The sequence below is a fragment of the Methyloceanibacter sp. genome, from assembly GCF_035650995.1.
Lineage (GTDB): Bacteria > Pseudomonadota > Alphaproteobacteria > Rhizobiales > Methyloligellaceae > Methyloceanibacter.
Window position 1 is genome coordinate 1 of record NZ_DASRGO010000023.1, and the last position, 23,301, is coordinate 23,301.

Annotated in this window: 21 protein-coding genes; 9 read left to right on the plus strand and 12 right to left on the minus strand. The window is 64.2% G+C overall.

Features of this window, described 5'->3' with window-relative positions; translation table 11 throughout:
* Positions 1-328, minus strand: a 328-nt coding sequence (gene rpsF / locus VFB18_RS01440; RefSeq protein WP_324970494.1) for a 30S ribosomal protein S6, incomplete at its 3' end; no start/stop codon positions are given.
* Positions 329-565: 237 nt separating this feature from the next.
* Positions 566-1,042, minus strand: coding sequence for a hypothetical protein (locus tag VFB18_RS01445; RefSeq protein WP_324970495.1), 477 nt, complete (start codon positions 1,040-1,042; stop codon positions 566-568).
* Positions 1,043-1,244: 202 nt separating this feature from the next.
* Between VFB18_RS01445 and fabD the strand changes: the two genes are divergently transcribed.
* The 7 genes from fabD (at position 1,245) to gmk (ending at position 7,911) form a co-directional block, all read left to right on the plus strand.
* Positions 1,245-2,189: an ACP S-malonyltransferase gene (gene fabD / locus VFB18_RS01450; RefSeq protein ID WP_324970496.1), complete on the plus strand. Its 945-nt coding sequence runs from the start codon at positions 1,245-1,247 to the stop codon at positions 2,187-2,189.
* A gap of 14 nt (positions 2,190-2,203) precedes the next feature.
* On the plus strand, positions 2,204-2,941 hold the full coding sequence (gene fabG, locus VFB18_RS01455) for a 3-oxoacyl-[acyl-carrier-protein] reductase (RefSeq protein WP_324970497.1): 738 nt from the start codon (positions 2,204-2,206) through the stop codon (positions 2,939-2,941).
* A gap of 235 nt (positions 2,942-3,176) precedes the next feature.
* The gene (locus VFB18_RS01460) at positions 3,177-3,416 is read left to right on the plus strand and encodes an acyl carrier protein (protein WP_324970498.1); all 240 of its coding nucleotides are present in this window, start codon (positions 3,177-3,179) and stop codon (positions 3,414-3,416) included.
* Positions 3,417-3,517: 101 nt separating this feature from the next.
* Positions 3,518-4,783: a beta-ketoacyl-ACP synthase II gene (gene fabF, locus VFB18_RS01465; protein WP_324970499.1), complete on the plus strand. Its 1,266-nt coding sequence runs from the start codon at positions 3,518-3,520 to the stop codon at positions 4,781-4,783.
* Between the two features lie 87 nt (positions 4,784-4,870).
* Positions 4,871-6,301 (plus strand): endolytic transglycosylase MltG, encoded by a 1,431-nt coding sequence (gene mltG / locus VFB18_RS01470; protein WP_324970500.1) that lies wholly within the window; start codon positions 4,871-4,873, stop codon positions 6,299-6,301.
* An 86-nt stretch (positions 6,302-6,387) separates the two neighbouring features.
* Positions 6,388-7,275, plus strand: coding sequence for a YicC/YloC family endoribonuclease (locus VFB18_RS01475; RefSeq protein ID WP_324970501.1), 888 nt, complete (start codon positions 6,388-6,390; stop codon positions 7,273-7,275).
* Positions 7,276-7,278: 3 nt separating this feature from the next.
* The gene (gmk, locus tag VFB18_RS01480) at positions 7,279-7,911 is read left to right on the plus strand and encodes a guanylate kinase (RefSeq protein WP_324970502.1); all 633 of its coding nucleotides are present in this window, start codon (positions 7,279-7,281) and stop codon (positions 7,909-7,911) included.
* On the opposite strand, the gene rsmA is transcribed toward gmk, so the two are convergent.
* Genes rsmA through lptF form a run of 6 tightly spaced genes read right to left on the minus strand, consistent with a single transcriptional unit; the run spans position 7,901 to position 15,566 of the window.
* Positions 7,901-8,749, minus strand: coding sequence for a 16S rRNA (adenine(1518)-N(6)/adenine(1519)-N(6))-dimethyltransferase RsmA (gene rsmA / locus VFB18_RS01485; RefSeq protein ID WP_324970503.1), 849 nt, complete (start codon positions 8,747-8,749; stop codon positions 7,901-7,903). The genes gmk and rsmA overlap by 11 nt on opposite strands.
* Complete coding sequence (gene pdxA / locus VFB18_RS01490) at positions 8,746-9,768, minus strand: 4-hydroxythreonine-4-phosphate dehydrogenase PdxA (RefSeq protein ID WP_324970504.1); 1,023 nt, start codon at positions 9,766-9,768, stop codon at positions 8,746-8,748. Before pdxA ends, rsmA begins: the two co-directional genes overlap by 4 nt.
* A 29-nt stretch (positions 9,769-9,797) precedes the next feature.
* Positions 9,798-10,793, minus strand: coding sequence for a SurA N-terminal domain-containing protein (locus VFB18_RS01495; protein ID WP_324970505.1), 996 nt, complete (start codon positions 10,791-10,793; stop codon positions 9,798-9,800).
* A 50-nt stretch (positions 10,794-10,843) separates the two neighbouring features.
* On the minus strand, positions 10,844-13,264 hold the full coding sequence (locus VFB18_RS01500; protein ID WP_324970506.1) for an LPS-assembly protein LptD: 2,421 nt from the start codon (positions 13,262-13,264) through the stop codon (positions 10,844-10,846).
* Positions 13,264-14,373 (minus strand): LPS export ABC transporter permease LptG, encoded by a 1,110-nt coding sequence (lptG, locus tag VFB18_RS01505; RefSeq protein ID WP_324970507.1) that lies wholly within the window; start codon positions 14,371-14,373, stop codon positions 13,264-13,266. Before lptG ends, VFB18_RS01500 begins: the two co-directional genes overlap by 1 nt.
* Positions 14,374-14,381: 8 nt before the next feature.
* Positions 14,382-15,566, minus strand: a complete 1,185-nt coding sequence (lptF, locus tag VFB18_RS01510; RefSeq protein ID WP_324970508.1) for an LPS export ABC transporter permease LptF — start codon at positions 15,564-15,566, stop codon at positions 14,382-14,384.
* Positions 15,567-15,857: 291 nt separating this feature from the next.
* On the opposite strand from lptF, the gene VFB18_RS01515 reads away from it, so the two are divergent.
* Complete coding sequence (locus VFB18_RS01515; protein WP_324970509.1) at positions 15,858-17,384, plus strand: leucyl aminopeptidase; 1,527 nt, start codon at positions 15,858-15,860, stop codon at positions 17,382-17,384.
* A gap of 168 nt (positions 17,385-17,552) precedes the next feature.
* Positions 17,553-18,380, plus strand: coding sequence for a nucleoside triphosphate pyrophosphohydrolase (mazG, locus tag VFB18_RS01520; RefSeq protein ID WP_324970510.1), 828 nt, complete (start codon positions 17,553-17,555; stop codon positions 18,378-18,380).
* A gap of 35 nt (positions 18,381-18,415) precedes the next feature.
* Here the strand turns inward: mazG and hflX are convergent, their stop codons facing one another.
* The 4 genes from hflX to VFB18_RS01540 form a co-directional block, all read right to left on the minus strand.
* A complete protein-coding gene (gene hflX, locus VFB18_RS01525; RefSeq protein WP_324970511.1) occupies positions 18,416-19,810 on the minus strand; it encodes a GTPase HflX in 1,395 nt (464 codons plus the stop codon).
* Positions 19,811-20,065, minus strand: coding sequence for an RNA chaperone Hfq (gene hfq / locus VFB18_RS01530; protein ID WP_324970512.1), 255 nt, complete (start codon positions 20,063-20,065; stop codon positions 19,811-19,813).
* A gap of 142 nt (positions 20,066-20,207) precedes the next feature.
* Positions 20,208-21,605 carry a sigma-54 dependent transcriptional regulator gene (locus VFB18_RS01535; RefSeq protein ID WP_324970513.1) on the minus strand — a complete coding sequence of 466 codons (1,398 nt, stop codon included), beginning with the start codon at positions 21,603-21,605 and terminating at the stop codon, positions 20,208-20,210.
* Positions 21,595-23,301, minus strand: a 1,707-nt coding sequence (locus VFB18_RS01540; protein WP_324970514.1) for a PAS domain-containing sensor histidine kinase, incomplete at its 5' end; no start/stop codon positions are given. The genes VFB18_RS01540 and VFB18_RS01535, both read right to left, overlap by 11 nt.

Here is a 23,301-nt window from a genome sequence, read left to right on the forward strand (position 1 = left end):
CGCGGTCCGAGCGGCGCATCATCGGCGACGGACCGGTCTCGTGCTCGTCGACGCGCACGGTGAGGAAACGGATGATGTCGGGCGAAAGCCGCATCTGGCGTTCGAGCTCGGCGACCGCCGCCGGCGGCGCGTCGATGTTCATCAGCTCGTAATGCGCCTTCCGGTTTTTCTTGATCTTGTAGGCGAGGGACTTCAGTCCCCAGTATTCGGTCTTGCCGACTTTCCCGCCCTGCTCCTCGATGAGCGTGCGAAAGCCCTGAACGAGGGCCTCGACCTGTTGGGGCGAGATGTCCTGGCGTGCCAGGAATACATGCTCGTAAAGCGGCATGGCTTGCCTTTCCTTCGTCTTTGGCTCCGGCGCTAAGCCTCGCATGGGCGCTTCAGAAGGAAAGGCCCAAGAGACCCTTGAGAGCGGAGACACGGGAGGCCGGCTCCTTAGAGCCTGCCGCGCCGAACGATGGCGCGGTCCTCCGTTCAGCCTCCGACCGGAGCGGTTGCTGGTGGCGGCTTTATAAGGCTTTGCGCGAGCATTTCAAGGCAATCCGCGCGCCTTTTATGCCTCAGCCTATTGTTGCGGCACCGATTGCGAGGTGCATTCGACCACCTTCTGCTCCTTGACCGAGAACGCCTTGCAGTTCGAGAGACTGTGGATCTCGATAACGCCGATCTTATCGAGGGGCGCGCCGGTATATTCGGCGGTGAAGGTCACCGGCGTAATCACCTGGGTGGTGAAATCCTGGGGCGGCCGGCCCTTGGCATCGAAGGCGAAGATCTCGTCGTTCGGATCGCCCATGCGCGGGGCGAGTTGAAGCTCGGTGAAATTCGGGGTCGGGGCCGAAGCCGATACCGTGATGGCAACCAGCGGCGGCTCGGACTTGCTGATGGCGACTTTCACATCCTCGACGCTGGTAAGGTTGACGAGGGCGGGGTCTGCGGGTGTTTTGCTTTTCCACGGCCAGGGCAGCGGCTCGGCGAGGAGCGGCAGGCTTGCGGTGAGCGCGGCGGTTGCGGCAAGCGCGCCGATAAGCTTTGCGCGGTTCATGGCGTTACTCCCTTAAGCACGTCGAGGCGTCCGGGGGTCTTAGACCCCATCATGCGGAACGACTTCTAGCACGCGCCGTTTGCAAGAGGCGTGACTTTTCCGCGCGGTCGGGCGCAGGGGGCGAAATCCGCTCGGCTTGACAGAAAAGATTGAAACGGTGTCTTTGGCCCGACTTTCCACCACCGATTTCAAAACTCTCGGAATGAGCATCGCTTTCATCTTTCCCGGCCAAGGCAGCCAGGCCGTCGGCATGGGCGCCGATCTCGCCAAGGCCTACGCCGAAGCGCGCGCCGTCTTCGACGAGGTCGATGCGGCGCTCGGCCAGAATTTGTCGGGGCTCATGTGGGAAGGGCCGGAGCAGACGCTCACCCTCACCGAGAATGCGCAACCCGCTCTGATGGCGGTGTCGCTCGCTGCGATCAGGGTGCTGACGGAGGCGAAAGGCCTGAAGCTTAAGGATCGCGTCGCCTATGTCGCCGGCCACTCGCTCGGCGAATATTCGGCGCTCGCGGCCGCAGGCGCGCTCAGCTTGTCCGATGCGGCGCGCCTGCTCAAGACACGCGGTCGCGCCATGCAGGAGGCCGTTCCGGTCGGGCAGGGCGCCATGGCGGCGCTGCTTGGCGCCGATCTCGCTCAAGCCGAGGCGCTCGCCAAGGAGGCGGCGCAAGGGGACGTGTGCCAGGCCGCCAACGACAATGCGCCCGGGCAGGTGGTGATCTCGGGCACCAAGGAGGCGATCGAGCGTGCGATTGCGCTTGCACCCAAGTTCGGCGCGCGCCGAGCGGTGCCGTTGCCGGTGAGCGCCCCGTTCCATTGCGCGCTGATGCAGCCCGCGGCCGACGTGATGCGGGATGCGTTGCGCGCCGTCGCGATCAAGGCGCCGGCGGTGCCGCTCGTGGCCAACGTGCTGGCGAGCCCGATTTCCGACCCCGAGGAGATCAGGGCGCGTCTCGTCGAGCAGGTGACCGGCATGGTGCGCTGGCGCGAGACGATGAGTTTCCTCAAGACGAACGGCGCAACGTCCGTCTATGAGATCGGCGCCGGCCGGGTGCTCACGGGGATTGCGCGGCGCTTCGAGGGAATAGAGGCGCGGAGCGTAGGCACGCCGGACGAACTCGAGGCCGTGGCCGCGGCGCTCACGACCTAGGAAAGGAGACTTCGATGTTCGACCTTACGGGCAAGGGCGCGCTCGTCACCGGCGCTTCGGGCGGGATCGGCAAGGCGATCGCCAAGGCGCTGCATGCGCAAGGCGCGGCGGTGGCGATCTCCGGCACCAACAGGGAGAAGCTCGACGCGCTCGCCGCCGAGCTCGGAGACCGGGTGTTCGTGCTTCCGTGCGACCTGCGCGACCGCGCGGCGGTGGCCAAACTCGGAGAGGATGCCGAGAAGGCCCTCGGCAAGGTCGATATCCTGGTCAACAACGCCGGCATCACCCATGACAACCTGTTCATGCGCATGAAGGACGAGGAGTGGGACGAGGTGATCGCCGTCAACCTTACCTCGGTGTTCGTGCTGACCCGCACGATCCTGCGCAACATGATGCGTCGCCGGTCCGGCCGCATCGTCAACATCGCCTCGATCTCCGGCGTGCTCGGCAATCCCGGGCAGCCGAACTATGCGGCGTCGAAGGCCGGGCTCGTCGGCATGACCAAGTCGCTCGCCCGCGAGGTGTCGGCCCGCGGCATCACCGCCAATTGCATCGCGCCGGGGTTCATCTCCACCCCCATGACCGACGCCTTGACGGAAAAGCAAGTCGAGGCTATTGCCGCGGCGATCCCAGCCCAGAAATTCGGGAAGCCCGAAGATGTGGCGGCGGCGGTGGTCTTCCTTGCCAGCGACGAGGCCGGCTATATCACGGGCGAGACAATGCATATCAACGGCGGGATGGTGATGGTGTAGGGCGGGGCAAGGCCATGCCCGAACCGGCGCCCCCGGGCGGTTTTCCCGGTGCTCGGCTTCTGGCAAAGTCTTGTAAAATATGGTACCCAAGCGGCCGCTTGGGTGGGGGCTTGACAAAAGACAATCCCACCGCGATCAACCGTCATGAAAATTTGCCGCTCGGGGGTGCGTTAGGCCGCAGCTCGGGGGGTCGTGCGAGGCCTGAGGACTGAAAGTAAGGGACGGCGAGGCGGAAATGAGTGATATCGCGGAGCGCGTGAAGAAGATCGTGGTGGAGCATCTCGGGGTCGAGGCCGACAAAGTCACCGAGAATGCGAGCTTCATCGACGACCTCGGAGCCGACAGCCTCGACACCGTCGAGCTGGTCATGGCCTTCGAGGAGGAGTTCGGCTGTGAGATCCCCGACGATGCGGCTGAGACCATCCTGACCGTCGGCGACGCCATCAAGTTTTTGGAGAAGAATACTGCCGCTTGACGCGACTTCGCCCCGGACGGCCGGTGGCCGTCCCATGTCGTGACAAACGAAGCCCTTAACGGCTCGCCAGCAGTTTCCGCGAGGATCACGGCAATAGCGCGATGCGACGTGTCGTCATTACAGGCTTGGGTCTCGTGTCGCCGCTCGGTTGCGGCTACGAGATCGCGTGGGATCGCCTGATCAAAGGGCAGAATGCGGCCCGCCGCATCGAGAGTTTCGACGTCTCGGACCTGTCTTGCCAAATTGCCTGCCAAGTCCCGTACGGGGACGGCTCTGACGGCACGTTCAATCCGAACGACTGGATGGAGCCCAAGGAGCAGCGCAAGGTCGACGACTTCATTATCTATGCCATGGGCGCCGCCAAGCAGGCGCTCGACGACGCGGGCTGGAAGCCCACTGCTTACGAGGACCAGATCCGCACCGGCGTGTTGATCGGCTCGGGCATCGGGGGCTTGCAGGGCATCGAAAAGACATCCCTTCTCTTTGCCGAGAAGGGACCGCGCCGGGTGAGCCCGTTTTTCATTCCGGGGCGGCTCATCAACCTCGCCGCCGGCTATGTCTCGATCGAGCATGGGCTCAAGGGCCCGAACCACGCGGTGGTCACCGCCTGTTCGACGGGATCGCACGCCATCGGCGATGCGTCCCGCCTCGTTGCGCTCGGCGACGCCGATGTAATGCTCGCGGGAGGAACCGAGTCGCCGGTGTGCCGGCTCGCGATTGCAGGCTTCGCCGCATGCCGCGCGCTCTCCACCAATTTCAACGATCAGCCCGAGCGAGCTTCGCGGCCTTACGATCGCGATCGCGACGGTTTCGTCATGGGCGAGGGCGCCGGCATGGTGGTGGTCGAGGAGCTCGAGCATGCCAAGGCGAGGGGCGCGCGCATCTATGCCGAGATCATCGGCTACGGACTTTCGGGTGACGCCTTCCACATCACGGCGCCGGCCGAGGACGGCGACGGCGCCTATCGCTGTATGGCGGCGGCGGTGAAGCGGGCCGGCATCGAGCCGGCCGATATCGACTATATCAACGCGCATGGAACCTCGACCCCGATGGGCGACGAGATCGAACTTGCCGCGGTCGAGCGGCTGTTCGGCAATGCTGCGGGCAAGGTGTCGATGTCGTCGACCAAATCCGCGATCGGGCACCTGCTCGGGGCGGCCGGCGCGGTCGAAGCCATCTTCTCGGTCCTCGCCATCCGCGACAATGTCGCGCCGCCGACGCTCAATCTCGATAACCCATCGGTTGCAACCGCAATCGATCTCGTGCCGCATCAGGCGCGGCGGAGAACCATCGACACGGTGCTGTCAAATTCCTTCGGATTCGGCGGGACGAATGCCTCGCTGATCATGCGCCGCTACGTCTCTTGAGCGGCCCGGCATGAGGCGCCGAACCTCCCTTTCGCCATATTTCGACTTAACTTGGTTGAGGCTTCTTGCGCGCGGGGCGTGTCAACCATGTCATTGACCAAGGATTTTCCGCCGACGGCCAACGACACTTCTGACGGAGCCGGCGCGACAGCGCCGGGGGGACCGCCGCCAGGATCACGCGCACCCCGCAGCCCCGCCGAGACGCTCGAGCCGATGCGTCCGCCGCCGCTGCCTGAACGCGAGGAAACGGAAGAGCGCGATCACCCCTTCCTCAACATGCTCGACGGGCTCGTAAGCTTCGTCTTCGTCTTGGCTTGTCTGGCGCTCGGTCTTTACGTCTTCGTCAAGGTGCAGTTCGACAAGCCGGGCCCGCTTGCCACCTCGATCGTGTTCGCGGTGCCGCGGGGAGAGGGTGTCAGCGCCATGGCCGAACGGCTCGAACGCGAGGGCGTGATCGACGATCGGCCGATCTTCATGACCAGCATCCTCTATTTCAAATATATCAGGGGGACGGGGAGCGTGAAGGCCGGCGAGTACGAGTTCCCGAAGAACGCGACAATGCGCGACGTTCTCGACGTTCTCGTCCAGGGCAGGTCTATCGAGCATAAGGTGACGTTCGCCGAAGGGCTGACCACGCAGCAGATCGTCGACAAGCTCAAGGCCAATCCCGATCTCCACGGCGATATCACCGAAATTCCCCCCGAAGGGAGCCTGCTGCCCGATACCTACAAATTCGGCCGCGATGACACGCGGCAGGACATCATCGACCGAATGCGCGCCGCTCAGGCCAAGTTCCTCGCCAAGGTCTGGGAGGAGAGGGACGCCGACCTCACGGTCAGCACGCCCGAGGAAGCGCTCGTGCTCGCTTCGATCGTGGAGAAAGAAACGGGACGCGCCGACGAGCGTCCGCACATCGCGAGCGTGTTCCTCAACCGCCTGCGCAAGAACATGCGCCTGCAGTCGGATCCCACCATCATCTACGGGCTGGTGGGCGGCAAGGGCGTGCTCGACCATCCCATCCAGCAAGACGAGCTCGATCGCGACACCCCCTATAATACCTATAAAATCAATGGCTTGCCGCCAACGCCGATCGCTTGTCCGGGCCGCGCTTCGATCGAGGCGGTGCTGAAGCCTGCCAAGACGAAAGACCTCTATTTTGTCGCCGACGGCAGCGGCGGCCATGTGTTCGCGGCATCGCTCGAGGAGCACAACAAGAACGTAGTGAAGTGGCGGAAGATCGAGCGTGAGATCAGAGCCAAGGAGGCCGCGGAGGCCGCAGCCCAGCAGGCCGCCGCAGCCGCGGCCGGGCAGGGCGAAGCTGCCGGCTCCTTGCCTCCCGTGAACGGCGCAGGAGCCCCCACTCTTGTTCCCGACGCGACAGGATCAGCCAGCACCGCCGATGACATGCCGGGCACCTTCGCCGATCCGGGCGCCCTGGTCGATCCGGGCGCCGTTCCGGCGGGGGCGGCCGCGGGCGGCGGGGCGGTGCCGAAGCCGCTGCGCAATCCTAAGCGCTAGGCGTAGCTTGCGGTCCGAAACCCCTCCCGACTCGGCTATAACAGCGGCCGAGAAGGCCCCCCATTTTGGTAAGGCTGGAAGACACCATGACGCTTAAGAGCATGACCGGCTTTGCCCGCGCCGAGGGCGTGCACGGGGACACGAGCTGGTCGTGGGAGGCGCGCAGCGTCAACGGCCGCAATCTCGACATCCGTTTGCGGCTGCCGGTCGGCTTCGAGGCGCTTGAGATCAGGGCGCGCGGCCTCTGCCAGGAGAAGCTCTCGCGCGGCAATTGCACCGTCAATCTTGCCGTGAAGCGCGAGGGGAAGCAGACCGAAATTCGTTTGAACGAAGCGGCACTCCTTCAGGCGCAAGAGGTGGCCGAGCGGGCGCAACGCCTGACGAAGCTCAAGGCGCCGCGGCTCGACACGCTGCTTGCGATGCGCGGCGTGGTCGAGGCGGCCGAACCGGAAGAGAGCGAGGAGGCGGAAGCGGCGCTTCACCATGCGCTGATCGCGGGGCTTGCGCGCGCTCTCGATCAGCTCGTCGCGGCGCGAGCGAGCGAAGGGCAGAGGCTCGAGCAGGTGATCGCGAAACAGCTCGCGATGATCGGCGTGCTCGTCGAACGCGCGGCCAACGCTTCTGCCCGGCAGCCCGAAGCGATTGCCGCGCGGCTCATGGAACAGATCGCCCGTCTCACCGAAAGCACCTCGGTGCTCGATCCCGACCGGCTCCATCAGGAGGCGCTAATTCTGGCTGCCAAGGCCGACATTCAGGAGGAGCTCGACCGTTTGCGCGCGCATATCGCCGCGGCCAACGAGCTGATCGCAAGCGATCAGCCGGTCGGGCGGAAATTCGAGTTCCTGGCGCAGGAATTCAATCGCGAGGCGAACACGTTGTGCTCCAAGGCCTCGGACATTGAGATCAGCCGGGCTGGGCTCGAGCTCAAGACTGTGATCGATCAGCTGCGCGAGCAGGTCCAGAACATCGAGTGACGCATGAGCAAGGCGATCGCCAGACGGGGAATCATGCTGGTGCTGTCCTCGCCCTCGGGGGCGGGCAAGACCACGATTGCCTCGCGCCTGCTCGAGGACCCCGGCATCGAACTCTCAATCTCGCACACCACGCGTCCCAAGCGCAAAGGCGAGAAGGACGGGAAGGACTATCACTTCGTCGACCGCGAGACATTCACCCGGCTGCGCGATCAGGATGCGTTTCTCGAATGGGCGGTGGTGTTCGATAATTACTACGGCACGACGCGGAAACCGGTCGAGGAGGCCCTTGCCGCCGGGCGCGACGTCCTGTTCGACGTCGATTGGCAGGGCGCCCGCAAGCTGCGCGAGTCGGCCAAGGACGACGTGGTCGCCGTGTTCATTCTGCCGCCGTCGGCGGCGGCGCTCGAACAGCGTCTGCGGACGCGGGCGGAAGATTCCGACGACGTGGTGAAACGCCGGATGCGCGGCGCGAGCAACGAGATCCAGCATTGGGAGGAGTACGACTACGTCGTGGTCAACACCGACATCGATCAGTCGGTGGCGTCGGTGCGCGCGATCCTCGCCGCCGAGCGCCTTAGGCGCACGCGGCTTTCGGGCCTCAAGGGCTTCGTGCAAACGCTGCTCGCTACGCTTTAGCCGCGAGTGCGCCGGCGATGCGGCAGAATTGGGCGACATCGAGTTCCTCGGCGCGGGCGGTCGGCGGGATGCCGAGGCGAACGAGCAATGCTTCGCTGTCTTGAGTGATTTGGCGGAGAGAGGAACGCAGCATCTTGCGCCTCTGGCCGAAGGCAGCGCCAGTAACCCTCTCCAATTGCTCGACCTCGCACCGCGGCTCGGGCTTTGCCTTCGGCACGAACTCGACCACCGCGGAATCGACTTTGGGCTGCGGGGTGAAGGCCTCGGCAGGCACATTGAACAAAATGCGCGGGTTTGTGCGCCATTGTGCCAGCACGCCAAGCCGCCCGTAATCCTTGGTGCGCGGCAGGGCTACGATGCGCTCCGCCACCTCGCGCTGGAACATCAGCACGAGCCGGTCGAACCAGGGCGGCCAGGGCGTTGTCTTGAGCCAGGAGATCAGAAGCGGCGTGCCGACGCTGTAGGGCAGATTGGCGACGATGCGCGCGGGCGAGGGGAGATGGAGCGTTCGATAGTCCACTCCCCGGGCGTCGGCGGCGACGATATCGAGCCGCCCGGGATAGAGCGCGGCAACCGCCTGAAGCGCCGCGAGGCAGCGCTCGTCCTTTTCGATGGCGACGACGCGGGCGGCGCCTTCGAGCAGAAGCGCGCGGGTGAGGCCGCCGGGACCGGGGCCGATCTCGACCACTGTCACGCCCTCGAGCGGGCCGGCGGCGCGGGCGATGCGTCGCGTGAGATTGAAGTCGAGCAGGAAGTTCTGGCCGAGACTCTTCTTGGCGGTGAGCCCCGCTGCCCGGATTACCTCGCGAAGCGGGGGCAATCCGTCGGGCGTGCTCAAGAGCGGTCCTCTGCCATGCGACTCATGGCATCGGCAAGCTTGAGCGCCTCGATCAGGCTGCGGGGGCTCGCCCTTCCGGTGCCGGCGAGGGCGAACGCCGTGCCGTGATCCGGCGAGGTGCGGATGAAGGGAAGACCGAGCGTGACGTTGACGCCTTCGTCGAAGGCGAGCGCCTTCAGGGGAATGAGGGCCTGGTCGTGATACATGCAAATCGCGGCGTCGTAGGCCGCGCGCGCCGCCGCATGGAACATGGTGTCGGCGGGATGGGGTCCGCTGACATCGATCCCTTTTGTGCGCGCCGCCTCGATCGCCGGGGCGATGATGTCGATCTCCTCGCGGCCCAAATTTCCGTCCTCTCCGGCATGAGGGTTGAGCCCGCTTACCGCAAGCACCGGCTGGGCGATACCAAAGTAGCGGCCGAGGTCCTTGGCGGTGATCTCGATGGTCGAGAGAACGAGATCCCGGCTTAGCGCAGGGACCACTTCTTTCAAGGGAATGTGGATGGTGACGGGGACGACGCGCAACGAGCGGGAGGCGAGCATCATCACCGGATGGGGGGCCTTGCCGTCGGCGCCGGCAAGCGCGGCGAGATATTCGGTGTGACCCGGAAAGCCGAAGCCGCCACGGTAGAGCAGGGCCTTGCTGACCGGATTGGTGACCACGGCGCGGGCCTCGCCGCCTCTGACGAGGCGGACGGCCTCCTCGATCGACCGTTGCACGGCGGCGGCCGTGGTCGGGTCGGGCTGTCCTGGCACGACATCGCCGGCGACCGCAATCGGCAGCACCGGAAGCTCCTCGGCGAAACGCGCTTCGGCCGCCTCCGCCTCGCCGACCTGCGCGACCGGCACCTTCAGCCCTAACAGCTCGGCGCGCGCCGCCAACACGGCGGGATCACCGATCAGAACGAAGGGCGGAATCGGCTCGTGGGCTTGCGCAAGCCAAGCCGAGAGCGTGATGTCTGGGCCGATCCCAGCGGGATCGCCCATGGTCAGAGCGAGCGGTCGTTCGGCATGTGCCATGCCGGTTCGGCTAGCACGAAATGCCTGCTCTAGCGATATTCGATGAACGCGTCCTGGCGCAAATCACGCAAAAGCCGTTCGGCGCGGATCATCATTTCCTGATTCATCAGCTTGCGCTCGGTCTCTTCGCGGAGCTTGCTGTCGCCGACTACCGTGCGCTTGCCGCAGACCGCGTAAACCTCGACGGCCGACTGCACCAGGGTCGGGGGTGTCATCTGGCCGACCTTGGCGCTCATGACGAGAAGGCGGGCGGGTTGAGCCAGCGAGGTCGGCTGCTGGTCGGTCAGCGTCTTGACGCTCGCGCCCTCTACCCCCTTGGCGAGATCGTTGACGTTGGCGCAGTTGTCGAAGCGCGCGCGCAGGGCCTCGGCCGCGGCAAGCCGCGAAGCGATGGTCTTGTCGTCAGCATTCGCCGGCAGTTCGAACTTCACCTGCTTCAACTGCAACGCTGAAGTCGCGGTTCCGCCTTCCTGGCCACCGTTTGTGCCCGCCTCGGCGAGGGCCTTGTCGACGTCGGCGTCGCCCACATTGATATCGTGACGGAATTTCTGCCGCACAACGCCCTGCCAAGCGAGCTGGGCGCGGATGCGATCCTTAAGCGTCTTGATGTTCACGCCGCCCTTGCCGAGCGCGGTGGCCAGCCCATCGACGGAGAGATTGTTCCTCTGCGCCATGTCATTGAGGATGCGGTTCAGGTCGTCGTCGTCGGGCGTGATGCCCGACTTCCGCGCCTCCTGCATCTGCAGGCGCTCGTCGATGAGCATGTCGGTGGCCTTCTTTTTCAGATCGGGGGAGGGCTGCTCCTGCGTGGTGAGGGCAAGGAAGCGCTCGCGCTGATCGATGTCGTAGTCGGAGATCGGGTCGTCGTTGACGAGCACCTTGATCGATACCTCCTGGGCGGTGGCACGGTCGGGGCCCGGCAGTGCGATCAGAACGACGAGGGCGGCAATCAGAGGAATAAGCCACAGAGCGCGCGAGCAGGAGCGGAGTGCTTTGCGCGCGCCGTTGTCCTGTTCGTTAGGCATGATGCTCCCAATCCTTTCGAACCGCGTGGTCATGACATGGTGCCGGGCGCTTATGGTCCGAATGTGTCGGCTGACTCCGTGCCCAGGAAGTCGGCGCTCGTCGTGAGCGCGTAAGAGCCGATATACTTGAGCATGAAATTCACCAAGAAGCGCTCATCAGGCTTGATGTCCTGATCGTTGACGAAAGACCGCTGGTAGATGACGTCCAGCAAGAAACAGTCGTTTTGGTAGCGCAGGCCGAGGCCATCGGTGATGGTCTGATCCGTCTCAAGGTCGTATCGGAGGTTCCCGAGCAGCGACCAATCGGTCGTCAGGGCGAGGGTCCCGCCCGCAAGAATCTCCTGACGCGGCTGGTTGGCAGCAAGGCCGGGCTCCGCGGTGACGTCGGCATAATTCACGCTGGCTTGGACCGGGCCGTAATTCGCCGTGGTGCCGAGATCGGTGCGCTTGATGTCGAACGTGTCGTGGTCGAAGCGCGACTGAGCCGAGACGCCGATATAGGACGAGGCCTGCACGTATAGGCCGCCGACAAAGTCGGAATCGGCCGTGGCTAAGCCGCTCGTGCTGTAGAACGGGGTATCGTACGAGTTCTGCCCGGCAATCTGGTAGCTCTGGCCGAACACGGCGCGAGCGTAGGCGCCCGACGCCAATTCCGCGGTATAGCGGAATCCGACATTGGCGCGAGTGCCGGTCTCGACCCGGTCGTAGCCCGAGAATTTGTCGATGTCGAACAGCAGCGTGTCGTCGAACACGAGGCTGAGGGCGTCCTCGTTCGGGATGTCTTGCTGATTACCGACCGAGTTCGGCCGCGCGATAATCTGGCCGATGGGCTCGATCACATGCGTAACCGGGCCCGTGGTCGCGACAAAGGGATAGCGATACTCGAAGCCCGCGACGGCATTGCCTCGAGCGACGAATCCGTTGTCGGGATCCCGGGTGACGATATCTTCGGTGCCGACCAAGCTGTTATTGGAAACCCCGCTGACGTTGTAGAGGTCACCGCGCAACTGGAAGAACGGCGTGTAGACCTGGCCGATGCCATCGATCATCTGACGCCGCCAATTCGCCTCGCTGATCAAACGATCCGAGTTGACGTTGTCCTTGTTGGAGAACGCCATGACGTTCGAGTTGAAGCTGAGCTCGCCGCCGATGATCGGGTTTTTGAGGATGTAGTCGTAGTCGATGATCGGATACACCGTCGCATCGGAGAACGGCTCGTCGGTGAACAGCAAGCTGTCGGTGCTATAGAAGCGCGTCGACAGATAGTTGCGGTCGTGCAGACCCTCGAGGAAAACCTGATCGACGCGATCGGTCTTGATCTTGCTGTCGAGATTGTAGAACCGCCTGAAGGTATCGTCGGTCGCGGCGATGATGTCCCATCCCCAGCTCCAATAGGGATTGAGCGCGAACTTTCCTTGCGTGTCGATGCCGCCGCGGAAGTCTCCCTTGGCGGGTGAGTCGGTGAAGCCCTGATCCCAAACGCCTTCGAGCTGGACCCGGAAAGCGCCGCTCGCCATGCGCTGGCGCCAGTCGCCGACAAGGAGCGTGCCGGCATTCTCGGTGTACATCGGCGTGAACGTGAAGTCGTAGTGATCGGACAGCGCGAAATAGTACGGAACGGTAACCGTGTTACCGAGCTGGGTGTCGTGCGAGTAGGACGGAATGAGGAAGCCGGACTTCCGCTTCACCGTCGGGTCCGCCATCTGGAACCAGGGGACGTACACCATCGGCACGCCGAAGAAATCGAACCACACGTTGTTGAACGTGAGGAGGGCCTGGTCGCGCCGATGAACAATCTTCCCGGCTCGGATGCGCCAGGTCGGCGGCTTGCTGGGATTCTCTTCGCAGATCTTGCAAGGCGTGAACCAGCCCTTCTGAAACACGGTGACGTTCCCGGCCTCGCGCGAGGCCGACTGGGCGACGATGCGCGTATCGTCCTTGGTGACGAGCTGCAGGGCGTCGAGGAAACCGTCGCGGAAATCGTCGGTAAGCGTGATGTGGTCGGCGGTGATCACCGCCCCCTCGGGATCCTTGATGCGCACATTGCCGATCGCCGTCAGCGTATTTGCGTTGCGGTCATAAACGAGGCTGTCGGACAGAAGGGTATAATCGCCGTAATAGAGCTCGACGTTGCCCTTGGCGGTGATTTTGCCGTTGTCGTTGTCGTAGACCATCTGGTCGGCCTGCAGCAGCATCGGCTCGCTCGATTTGATCTTCGGCGCCTGAAAGGTTTTGGCGAGCTCTTTGCGCTGCGCGACGGCCGCGTTGCTGTCGACGCCTGACTTGAAGCCCGACGACGAGGCGGCAAAAGCCGCTTTGGCCAGGGGCACGGTCAGCGCGAAAGCAAGAATCGAGGCGCAAATCGCGCGGCACAGGGCGCGCAGCAGAGCACTCGCCGACCGCCCTTTAGACGCGGCGAGGCCGGGCAGGGCCCGGCGCGATCTCTGTTCCCTGTCCCCCGTCAGAAGCATCAGCCGTCCTCTTTGTACAAGAGCACGGTGAGCGCGAGCGATGCCGCGACGATCACCGGAACCCAGGCGGCCGCCGCCGCCGAGGTGAGTCCTGCCATGGCAAAATTGCGCGATATCTCCGAGCACACGAAGAAGATAAAGCCGGCCGAGAGCCCGATGATGGCGTTGATCTGAACGTTGCCGAAGCGGAAGCCTTTCAGCGAGCAGGTGGCGGCGATCAGCACCATGGTCACGAGCAGGAAGGGCCGCGACAGAAGAAGCTGATACTGCACGCGGTATTGCGTCGCCGGCAGCCCGGCGCGCTCGGCAATCTCGATGAAGTTCGGCAAGTCCCAGATCGAAATCGAGAACACCGTGCCCAGGCTGTCGCGCACCTGCGTCGGCGTGAGATAGGTGCTGATGAGGTAATGCTTGTAGAACTCAGGTTCCTGACCGACGGCGCTGACCCAAGCGTCGTCGAGCTCCCAGCGGCCGTCCTTGAGCGTCGCCTTTCTCGCCTCGATCCGCTCGGTCAGGCCGTGGTCGCGGTCGTATTGGAAGGCGGTGACGCCATTCAATTCGAGGCCCTGATTGAGAATATCGGCGGCGTGAAGCACGGTCGGCCCGTCGGCGCCGTCCTCGCGAAGCCAGGCGCCCGAATTTCTGCTCGAGGTGAGAATCGACTGATCCTTGCCGAAGGCGAGGCCATAGAGCCGTTCGGCCTCGCCGCGGGCCGCCGCGGCAATCGGGTTGTAGACGAGCACGAAGGCGATGCCGAGCAGGAAGGCAACGATCATCGCCGGCAAGGTGAATTGCCACACCGAAATCCCCGCCGCACGCAGCACGACAAGTTCCGAGGTGCGGCTCAACATGAGGAAGATGCCGATGCTGCCGATGAGCACGGCGAAGGGCAGGGTGAGTTCGGAGAAGGAGGGGAGGCGCAGCAGCGTGATCCAGGCGAGGAGAAAGCCGGAAATATCGCCCGCGTAGTTGCCGGCCCGGCGCAGCATCTCGATGAAATCGACGAAGAAGATCAGCACGCAACAGATCAGGAACATCGCCATCATGGCGAGGAAGAAGCGCACCGAAAAATAGCGCGCAAGCGTCCAGCCTGCACTGATGCCTGGCATCTGCGCTCTCACGTCGTTCGCATCCCTCTACCGGCCCAAATCATTATGTTTTTTGGCTTCAAACGAAGCTCGAAGCTCAGCTTGGACCGCAATTCCGGAGACATTCTAACGTGCGCCAAATAGGCCGCAATTAGAATCGCCCCCACCGGAATAAGATACACAAGGGGTGTGGCCCATGCATTCAACGTGACGAGGTTGTTGGCGGTGATCCCTGCAACCCTCAAGCCGACGGCGATGCCGAACGCCGTGACGATCTGGCCCCACCGGCTCTCGCGCGTAGTGCGCGCGTGTGCCAGAAGCGCAATCACCACGAAGATAAACACCAATGGGTAGAGAGGCGTCGATAGACGTTCGTGCAATTCCGAGCGGACGTGACCCGCGTAGGCCGCGTAGTATTTGCTATCTGGACCGAAGTTTATCAGGTCGCCAAGATATTGTTCGCGAGGCCTATACTCCTTGTCGGTCGCTTCTTTTGGTGCGAATTCAGAAAGATCAAGCATATTCTGGTCGAATGCTACGATCTGGACTCCTTTATCCGCGTTTTCGGCGTCGAGGCGCTGAACATAACCGTCGAACATCACGAGGTAGGAGCCGTCGTCGTTGTTGATGATGCGCCCGCGCTCGGCGAGATAGCTCATCACCTGCTTGGGGTCGCGCTCGTCGTGGACCAGGAGGCCGAGCAGCTCGCCGCTCGGCGCGCGGTCGCGGATATGGAAGGTAAGCCCGTTCTCAGGGCTCGAAAATCGGCCCGGCTGAAGGACTTGCGAGATCAGGTCGGCCCGGACCTGGGTGATGAAGGTGCGCAGTTCGCGCAAGCTCGCGGGCGTGACGAAGAGGTTGATGACGAGAATGCCGACGCTGACCATCGCGGCCAGAACGATGAGCGGCGCGCCGATTCGCCACACGGGCGCGCCGGCCGCCGTCATGACGATCAGCTCGCTGTCGCCATTCATGCGGTCGAGCGTGTAGAGGCTGGCCATCAGCACGGCGTTCGGCGCGATGAGGGCGATGAGGCTCGGCAGGCTCAGGATCGTCATCTGCAGAAAGAGGACGATGCCCTGGCCTTGCGATGTGATTAAGTTCAATTCTTTCAATACTGTAGCCAGCCAGACGACTGACGTCAGCGTGAGCAGGATGACGAGGAACGCGTTCGCCGCCTGCCGAAACATGTATCGGCCGAAGAGCGTCGTCATAGCCTTGCGCAGTCCCCCGTCGGCGTTCGGCCCATAGGCTATTGATGCTTCTTGGGAAAATGCCAATCAACCGCCGCCGGATAGCATTCCCATCAGCGCAACGTGGCGGAATTTCGGCGTTTTTGAACGGCTTGCTTTCATGTCGCGCAACATTTACCTAGGTCACCAATATTCCCCGCCGCTGTTGCAGAACTGCACCAGTGAGCGCGCCGGCTCCAATTTCGAGCGCGTGCGTGCCTACGGTCGATTTGCTCGAAAAGTGAGGTCGGGGAGGCCCAAAGGAGCTAGCCCGTGAGCGATCAGACTGCGTTGTCCTTTGCCGCAAAAAGCGCACCCGCAGACGGCGTGGCCGTCGTGTTTGCCGGGGAGGGGCCGAGCCTTACTCCGAGCGCTCAAGACCTCGACAAGAAATCGAAGGGGTTGCTCGCCAAGGCGGCCGAGATCACGGGCTTCAAGGGCAAGAAGGATCAGGCGGTCGATCTCGTCGCGCCGCAAGGACTGAAATTTGCGCGCGTCATTCTCGCCGGGACCAACAAACCCGCTTCATTCACGCAAGAGGACTGGCTCAATCTCGGCGGCAGCGTGAGGGGGTTGCTTGCGGGCAAGGAAGCGCCCGCGGTGCATATCTTCCTCGAGACTGCCGACGGCAAGGTCGCCGCCGGCGACGCCGCGATGTTTGCGCTCGGAGCGCTGCTGCGCGGCTACAAGTTCAGCAAGTACAAGACCAAGGGGAAGAAGAAAAACGGCGAGGGCGCCGACGCAAACGACCGTACACTGAAGAAAATCGTCATCCATTGCGACGACCCGAAGGCGGTGACCAAGGCTTTCGCCTCGGCGCGCGCCATTTTCGACGGGGTCACGCTTGCGCGCGATCTCGTCAACGAGCCGGCCAATGTCCTCGGGCCGGCCGAGTTCGCCGCGCGGGCAAAGGAGCTCGCCAAGTCGGGCGTGCAGGTTGAGGTGCTCGCGCCCAAAACGCTTCAGAAGCTCGGCATGAATGCGCTGCTCGCCGTCGGGCAGGGCAGCGACCGCCCGAGCCACGTCGTGGTGATGCAGTGGAAGGGCCCCGGGCCGAAGGGCGGTGCGCCGATCGCTCTTGTCGGCAAGGGCGTCACCTTCGATACCGGCGGCATTTCGCTCAAGCCAGCCGCGGGCATGGAGGACATGAAGGGCGACATGGCGGGCGCAGCCTGCGTGGTCGGCGTGATGCGGGCGCTTGCCGAGCGCAAGGCCAAGGTGAACGCGATCGGCATCATCGGTCTCGTCGAGAACATGCCGAGCGGAAGCGCGCAGCGTCCCGGCGATGTCGTGACCTCGATGTCGGGACAGACGATCGAAGTGCTCAATACCGACGCCGAGGGCCGCATGGTGCTCGCCGATTGCCTGTGGTACGCGCAGGAGCGCTTCAAGCCGAAAGCCGTGATCAATCTCGCCACGCTCACCGGGGCGGTGATGGTGGCGCTCGGCAAAGAGCATGCGGGGCTCTTCAGCAACAACGACGAGCTCGCCGCGTGGCTGACCGAAGCCGGCACCGCCACGGGCGAGAGGTTGTGGCGGCTTCCGCTCGGGCCGAAATACGACAAGATGATCGACTCGAAGGTCGCCGACGTGAAGAACACGGGCGGAAAGTGGGGTGGCTCGATCTCGGCCGCGCAATTCCTCCAGCGCTTCATCAAGAACGGAACACCGTGGGCGCATCTCGACATCGCCGGCACGGCCATGTCGTCGGTCGACAGCGAGATCAACCGGAGCTGGGGATCGGGCTTCGGCGTGCGTTTGCTCGACCGGCTGATCAGCGATCACTACGAACGGCGCTGAGCGTGTCCGGCGCCGCAAATCCACCCCGGCATAAATTTTCCATAATATACCTTATGCGAATCTCGCATCGGGCCGGCGAATCGGCCCGCATGGTCTATCCCTCTGATGGAAAAGGTAAATCCGAACACGGCGGCCCCGTCTCGCCGCGCTTGGGGTTGGAGCCCTGCCATGGCTGACAAGGCCTCGGAGAAGCGGTACTCGCTCGACGATCTTATCGCGGTCATGGCGCGCCTGCGCGATCCCGAGAACGGATGTCCATGGGACGTGAAACAGGACTTCGCGACCATTGCGCCCTACACGATCGAAGAAGCCTACGAGGTCGCCGACGCTATTGCGCGCGATGATATGGACGCGCTCAAGGACGAGCTCGGCGATCTTTTGCTGCAGGTCGTCTATCACGCGCAGATGGCATCGGAGGAATCGCGCTTCGACTTCGCAGACGTGGCCGATGCCATCACGCGCAAAATGATCCGGCGCCACCCCCACGTCTTCGCCGATGCGTCGTTGCGCGATGAGTTCGTGTCCTCAAATCTCTGGGAGCGGATCAAGGCCGAAGAGAAGGCGCGGCGCGGCGCGGCTGGCGGGATGCTTTCGGCGCGGCTCGACGACGTGGCGCTTGCTCTCCCCGCATTGACGCGCGCGGTGAAGCTGCAAAAGCGCGCGGCCGAGGTTGGGTTCGATTGGCCGTCGCTCAAGCCGGTGCTCGACAAGGTTGACGAGGAGATCGCCGAGCTGAAGGAGGCGATCGGCGCGCGCGACGATGCCGCGAGAGTCAGGGAGGAGTTCGGCGACCTTCTGTTCGTGATGGCCAATGTCGCGCGCCACCTCAAGATCGACCCGGAGGCGGCACTGCGCGACGCGAACACGAAATTCGTGCGGCGATTGAGAGGAATCGAGGAGGCGCTGGCCAAAGAAGGCCGGACTTGCGAGGAGGCCACGCTCGAGGAGATGGACAGGCTCTGGGACGAAGCGAAGGAGGCCGAGCGGAAGGCCTGACCGCGCCGTGGGAAGCGCGGACGGTAGAGAGAGAGCTACGCAGGATGAAGACGCTTCGGACCGGCGAGGCGGGCCAGTCGCGCGCGTTTCTCCGGAGCGATACGGATGCGGAGCGAGGTCATCCCCTCGCCCAGGTCCTCGCGCGCGACCACTTCGCAATTTTCGTAGATCCAGTGCGACAGAGACCCCTCTTCCGGTCCCACCGCGATCTCGATCGTGTCGCGCGCGCGATTGAGCCGCGTCTCGATCTCGGCGAGGAGCGACTTCAGTCCGTAACCCGTGGTCGCCGAGACGACCACGGCGCCGGCGCGCTTCGCTTCCTTCTCGATGCGTTTCAAGCCGTCGCCGTCGAGCAGATCGGCCTTGTTCCACACTTCCATCAGGCGTTCGGGCTCCTCCTCGGCCTCGATGCCGAGCTCGGCGAGAACCGTATTCACGTCCTGGCGCTGGCTTGCGCTTGCTTCGTTGGCGATGTCGCGCACATGGAGAATGAGATCGGCCTCGAGCACCTCCTCGAGCGTGGCGCGGAAGGCAGCAATCAGCATCGTCGGCAGGTCGGAAATGAAGCCCACCGTGTCGGACAGCACGGCTTTTGAGCCGCCCGGCAGCGAGAGCGCGCGGATGGTCGGGTCAAGCGTGGCGAACAGCGTGTTCTCGGCGAGCACCGAAGCGCCGGTCAGAGCATTGAACAGGGTGGACTTGCCGGCATTGGTGTAGCCGACGAGGGCCGCAGTCGGATAGGGCACGCGCTCGCGCGATTTCCGCTGCAAGTCGCGTGTGCGCTTCACCTGGCCGAGTTCCTTGCGAATGACGTCGATGCGCTCGCCGATCAGGCGCCGGTCGGTCTCGATCTGCGTCTCGCCTGGTCCGCCGAGAAAGCCGAAGCCGCCGCGCTGCCGCTCGAGATGCGTCCACGACCTGACCAGCCGGCTCCTTTGATAGTTGAGGTGGGCGAGCTCGACCTGGAGGCGCCCTTCCCGCGTCCGCGCGCGCTGGCCGAAGATCTCAAGGATGAGGCCGGTGCGGTCGAGCACCTTCGCGTTCCAAGCGGTCTCGAGGTTCCGCTGTTGCACTGGCGTGAGGGGATGATCGACGATGACGAGCTCTGCGTCTTCGGCGCGGATGAGGCCGGCAAGCTCCTCGACCTTGCCCGAGCCGAACAGAGTCGCGGGCCGCGGATTGGGCACCGGCACAAGCCCACTCGCCTTGACCTCGAGATCGATGGCGGCGGCAAGCCCGACGGCCTCGTCGAGCCGGGCCTGCGGCGACCGCTCGGTGCTCTTGACCGCGCGCCCGCGCCCGCCCCCTTTTTTGCCTAAGATCGGCGCAAGCACGACGGCCTTCGCGCGGCGCCCCTTGAGCGGGCGGTCCGCCTCGCGGGGGATTCGCTCCTTCTTGCGCTTCAGTTCTCGCGGATCGGTCGGACGCAACTAATCAGCGGCACCTTCCGCTTCGGAGATTTCGGCGAGCTGGATGGGCTGGCCCGGCATGATGGTGGAGATGGCGTGCTTGTAGACAAGCTGCGAGTGCCCGTCTCTCCGCAAGAGCACGCAGAAATTGTCGAACCAGGTCACAACCCCTTGCAATTTAACGCCATTTACCAAAAAGATCGTCAGCGGCGTCTTGTTCTTGCGAACATGATTGAGAAAGGTGTCTTGAAGTGACTGCGTGCGCTCAGTCGCCATGGGCTTCCCCGTCCCTTTGGTCAACGCATACGCCTTTCGGTTGTGCCGGAATCGAGCCCAGCCCCGGCCGGATTGCCGCATTAGACGCGATTGGGAGGCAATCAAGCAAGAGGCCTGATGGGCAAGACCTTCCCGCGCCAAGCTAGCGCAAGACTTGGCTCCTTTCATTGGAATTCACGCCGAGCGCCCGCAATTTCCGGTGGAGCGCCGAGCGCTCCATGCCGACAAACTCCGCCGTGCGCGAAATGTTGCCGCCGAATCGGTTGACCTGGGCGAGCAGATATTCGCGTTCGAAGATCTCGCGCGCGTCGCGCAAGGGCAGCGACATCAGATGCTCGCCCCCCGCCCCGTTCGGTGACAGCGGCACGGGCGAAATGATCTCTTCGGGCAGCATGTCGGCGGTGATGATCGAATCGGGATCGCCGCCTACGAGGATCAACAGCCGCTCGATATTGTTGCGCAGCTGACGCACATTGCCGGGCCAGTCGTGCGACTGCAGCACAGCCATGGCGTCCTCGCCGATGCGCCGCGGCGGAAGGCCGGTGGCGACCGAGATCGCCTGCACAAAATAGCGGACGAGCTCGGGCACGTCCTCGCGCCGCTCGGCAAGCCCCGGCACCTTGATCGGCACCACGTTCAGCCGGTGATAGAGGTCCTCGCGCAGCCGCCCCGCCGACATCTCCTTCTGCAGGTCGTGGCTGGTCGAGGAGACAACGCGCACGTCGACATGCACTTTGGGGCCGCCGCCGAGACGCTGGAAACGCTGTTCGACCAGGACGCGCAGGATCTTCGCCTGGGTCTCGAGCGGCATGTCGGCGACCTCGTCGATATAGAGCGTGCCGCCGTGCGCCTCTTCGAGCGCCCCGACCTTGCGCGGGCCCGACCCTGAACCCTCTTCGGTGCCGAACAGCTCGAGCTCCATGCGGTCGGGAACCATGGCAGCGGCGTTCAGCACCACGAACGGGCCGTCGGCGCGCGCCGACTTGGCGTGCATGACCCGCGCCGCAAGCTCCTTGCCGCAGCCGGAGGGGCCGGTAATGAGGACGCGGCTGTTGGTGGGGGCGACCTTGTCGATCGCCTGGCGCAGCTGATTCATGACCACCGACTTGCCGATCATCTCGAAGGAATAGGTGCTGCGCTCGCGCAGCTCGCGGTTCTCGCGTTTGAGCCGCGAGGCCTCGAGCGCGCGGGCCGTGATCAGCACGAGCCGGTCGGCCTTGAACGGCTTCTCGATATAGTCGTAGGCGCCGCGCTTGATGGCCGCCACGGCCGTCTCGATGTTGCCGTGGCCGCTGATGATGATGACCGGGAGATCGGGATGGGACTTTTTGATGCGATCGAGCAGCTCGAGCCCGTCGAGCTTCGAGCCTTGCAGCCAGATGTCGAGAATCACGAGCGACGGGCGCCGGTCCTCGATCTGCTTCAGCGTTTCGTCGCTGTCCTTGGCGAGCCTGGTCGAGTGACCCTCGTCTTCGAGAATGCCCCCGATCAGCTCCCTGATGTCAGCCTCGTCATCGACGATGAGGATGTCAGACGCCATGGCTTACTCCCTCTTCCTCCTCCGCGGTCTCGGCCTTGGCGGTTTGAGCGGGGGCGGCCGCCGCTTGCCCGGTGCCCCCCTCCTCGCCCCGCGCCTCCTCCCGATCGGTCATCGGCAGGTCAAGGCGGACCGATGCTCCTTCACTTTTTCCATTCCGCTTCGGCGCATCCCCCAGCGTGAGCGTGCCGCCGTGCTGCTCGGTGATGCGCTGGACGATGGCGAGCCCAAGTCCCGTGCCCTTGGCGCGGGTGGTCATATAGGGCTCGACGAGACGGTGGCGATCCTCCTTGGGCAGGCCGCAGCCGTTGTCGATGACCGTGATCTGCACCCGGTCGCCTTTGGCGCGCACCTTGGCTACGACGTGGCCGGTGCCGGCGCGCGACGGATCGGCTTCGACCGCGCTGTCGATCGCCTCGCTCGCATTCTTGACGAGATTGGTGACCGCCTGGGTGAGCAGCCGCCGGTCGGACAGCGTGGTCACCGGCTGATCGGGAAGATCGAGCTCGAAGCCGATCTCGGGACGGCTCACCTGGAACAGGAACACGGCTTCGCGCACGATCTCCCGCACGTCGTTTAGCTCCATCACCGGCTTCGGCATGCGGGCGAAAGCCGAGAACTCGTCGACCATGCGGCCGATATCCGACACCTGGCGGATGATGGTGTCGGTGCACTGATCGAACACTTCGCGGTCCTTGGTGATCGAGTCGCCGTATTTGCGGCGGATGCGCTCGGCCGAGAGCTGGATCGGAGTCAGCGGGTTCTTGATCTCGTGCGCGATACGGCGCGCGACATCGGCCCAGGCCGTGCTCCGTTGCGCGCTGACGAGCTCGGTCATGTCGTCGAAGGTGACGACATGGCCCTGGCGCGCCTGGCCTGAGCCTTCGCTCGTCACGCGGACGGCGAGATTGCGCTCGGAGCCGTGGCGCCTGAGCGTGATCTGGTCGGTGACGAGGCGCTTCCCCTGCTTCTGCGCCCGCTTCAGCAGCGGCCCGAACTCGGGCACCGCTTCGGCCAGCTTCTTGCCGGAGAGGCTCGCCTCCTTGGCGCCGAGCAGGGTCTCGGCCGAGCGGTTGATCAGTCTGATCGTGCTGTCGGCATCGACGCCGATGACGCCGGCGGTGACGCCCGACAAGACCGCCTCCATGAAGCGCCTGCGCTCGTCGAGCTTCGAGTTGGCGTCGACCAGCTCGTCGCGCTGGCTCTTGAGCTCCGAGGTCATGGTGTTGAAGGTCGAGCCAAGCACGGCGAGATCGCCGTCGGCGGGATTGACGTCGACCTTGACGCCGAGATTGCCCTCGGAGATGTCCTGCGCCGCCCCCATGAGCTGCCGGATGGGCGCGACGAGACGGTTGGCGAACCACATGCCGATCCAGATCGCTGAGAGCAGAAGCGTGAGCGCGATCGCCACGTACATCAGGCCGAAGGCGACCTGGACGCCGGCCCGTCTCTGCTCGAGCAGCTGATACTCGGCGACGCTTGCGCGCGTGGCGCGGAGCTGTTGCAGCACGCGCGCGTTCACCGGACGGATGACGTAGAGAAAGGTGTCGTTGAAATTATCGAGGCTCTTGATCGCGCCGACGAGGTTCGACTGGCCCGGCGCGATCACGATCACCTGCCCCTTCTTGGCGAGGTCCATCGCCTCCTTCGGCGGCGGGCGATAGGGGTATTCGGGCATCGACGCCGCGGTGGCGAGCAC

Coding starts and splice junctions, on each gene's coding strand:
- VFB18_RS01460 (WP_324970498.1), top strand. CDS start 3,177: ATGAGTGATATCGCGGAGCGCGTGAAGAAGATCGTGGTGGAGCATCTC.
- VFB18_RS01445 (WP_324970495.1), bottom strand. CDS start 1,042: ATGAACCGCGCAAAGCTTATCGGCGCGCTTGCCGCAACCGCCGCGCTC.
- fabG (WP_324970497.1), top strand. CDS start 2,204: ATGTTCGACCTTACGGGCAAGGGCGCGCTCGTCACCGGCGCTTCGGGC.
- VFB18_RS01495 (WP_324970505.1), bottom strand. CDS start 10,793: ATGCCTAACGAACAGGACAACGGCGCGCGCAAAGCACTCCGCTCCTGC.
- mltG (WP_324970500.1), top strand. CDS start 4,871: ATGTCATTGACCAAGGATTTTCCGCCGACGGCCAACGACACTTCTGAC.
- VFB18_RS01475 (WP_324970501.1), top strand. CDS start 6,388: ATGACGCTTAAGAGCATGACCGGCTTTGCCCGCGCCGAGGGCGTGCAC.
- fabF (WP_324970499.1), top strand. CDS start 3,518: ATGCGACGTGTCGTCATTACAGGCTTGGGTCTCGTGTCGCCGCTCGGT.
- VFB18_RS01500 (WP_324970506.1), bottom strand. CDS start 13,264: ATGCTTCTGACGGGGGACAGGGAACAGAGATCGCGCCGGGCCCTGCCC.
- pdxA (WP_324970504.1), bottom strand. CDS start 9,768: ATGGCACATGCCGAACGACCGCTCGCTCTGACCATGGGCGATCCCGCT.
- VFB18_RS01535 (WP_324970513.1), bottom strand. CDS start 21,605: ATGGCGTCTGACATCCTCATCGTCGATGACGAGGCTGACATCAGGGAG.
- hfq (WP_324970512.1), bottom strand. CDS start 20,065: ATGGCGACTGAGCGCACGCAGTCACTTCAAGACACCTTTCTCAATCAT.
- mazG (WP_324970510.1), top strand. CDS start 17,553: ATGGCTGACAAGGCCTCGGAGAAGCGGTACTCGCTCGACGATCTTATC.
- fabD (WP_324970496.1), top strand. CDS start 1,245: ATGAGCATCGCTTTCATCTTTCCCGGCCAAGGCAGCCAGGCCGTCGGC.
- gmk (WP_324970502.1), top strand. CDS start 7,279: ATGAGCAAGGCGATCGCCAGACGGGGAATCATGCTGGTGCTGTCCTCG.
- lptG (WP_324970507.1), bottom strand. CDS start 14,373: ATGCCAGGCATCAGTGCAGGCTGGACGCTTGCGCGCTATTTTTCGGTG.
- lptF (WP_324970508.1), bottom strand. CDS start 15,566: ATGACGACGCTCTTCGGCCGATACATGTTTCGGCAGGCGGCGAACGCG.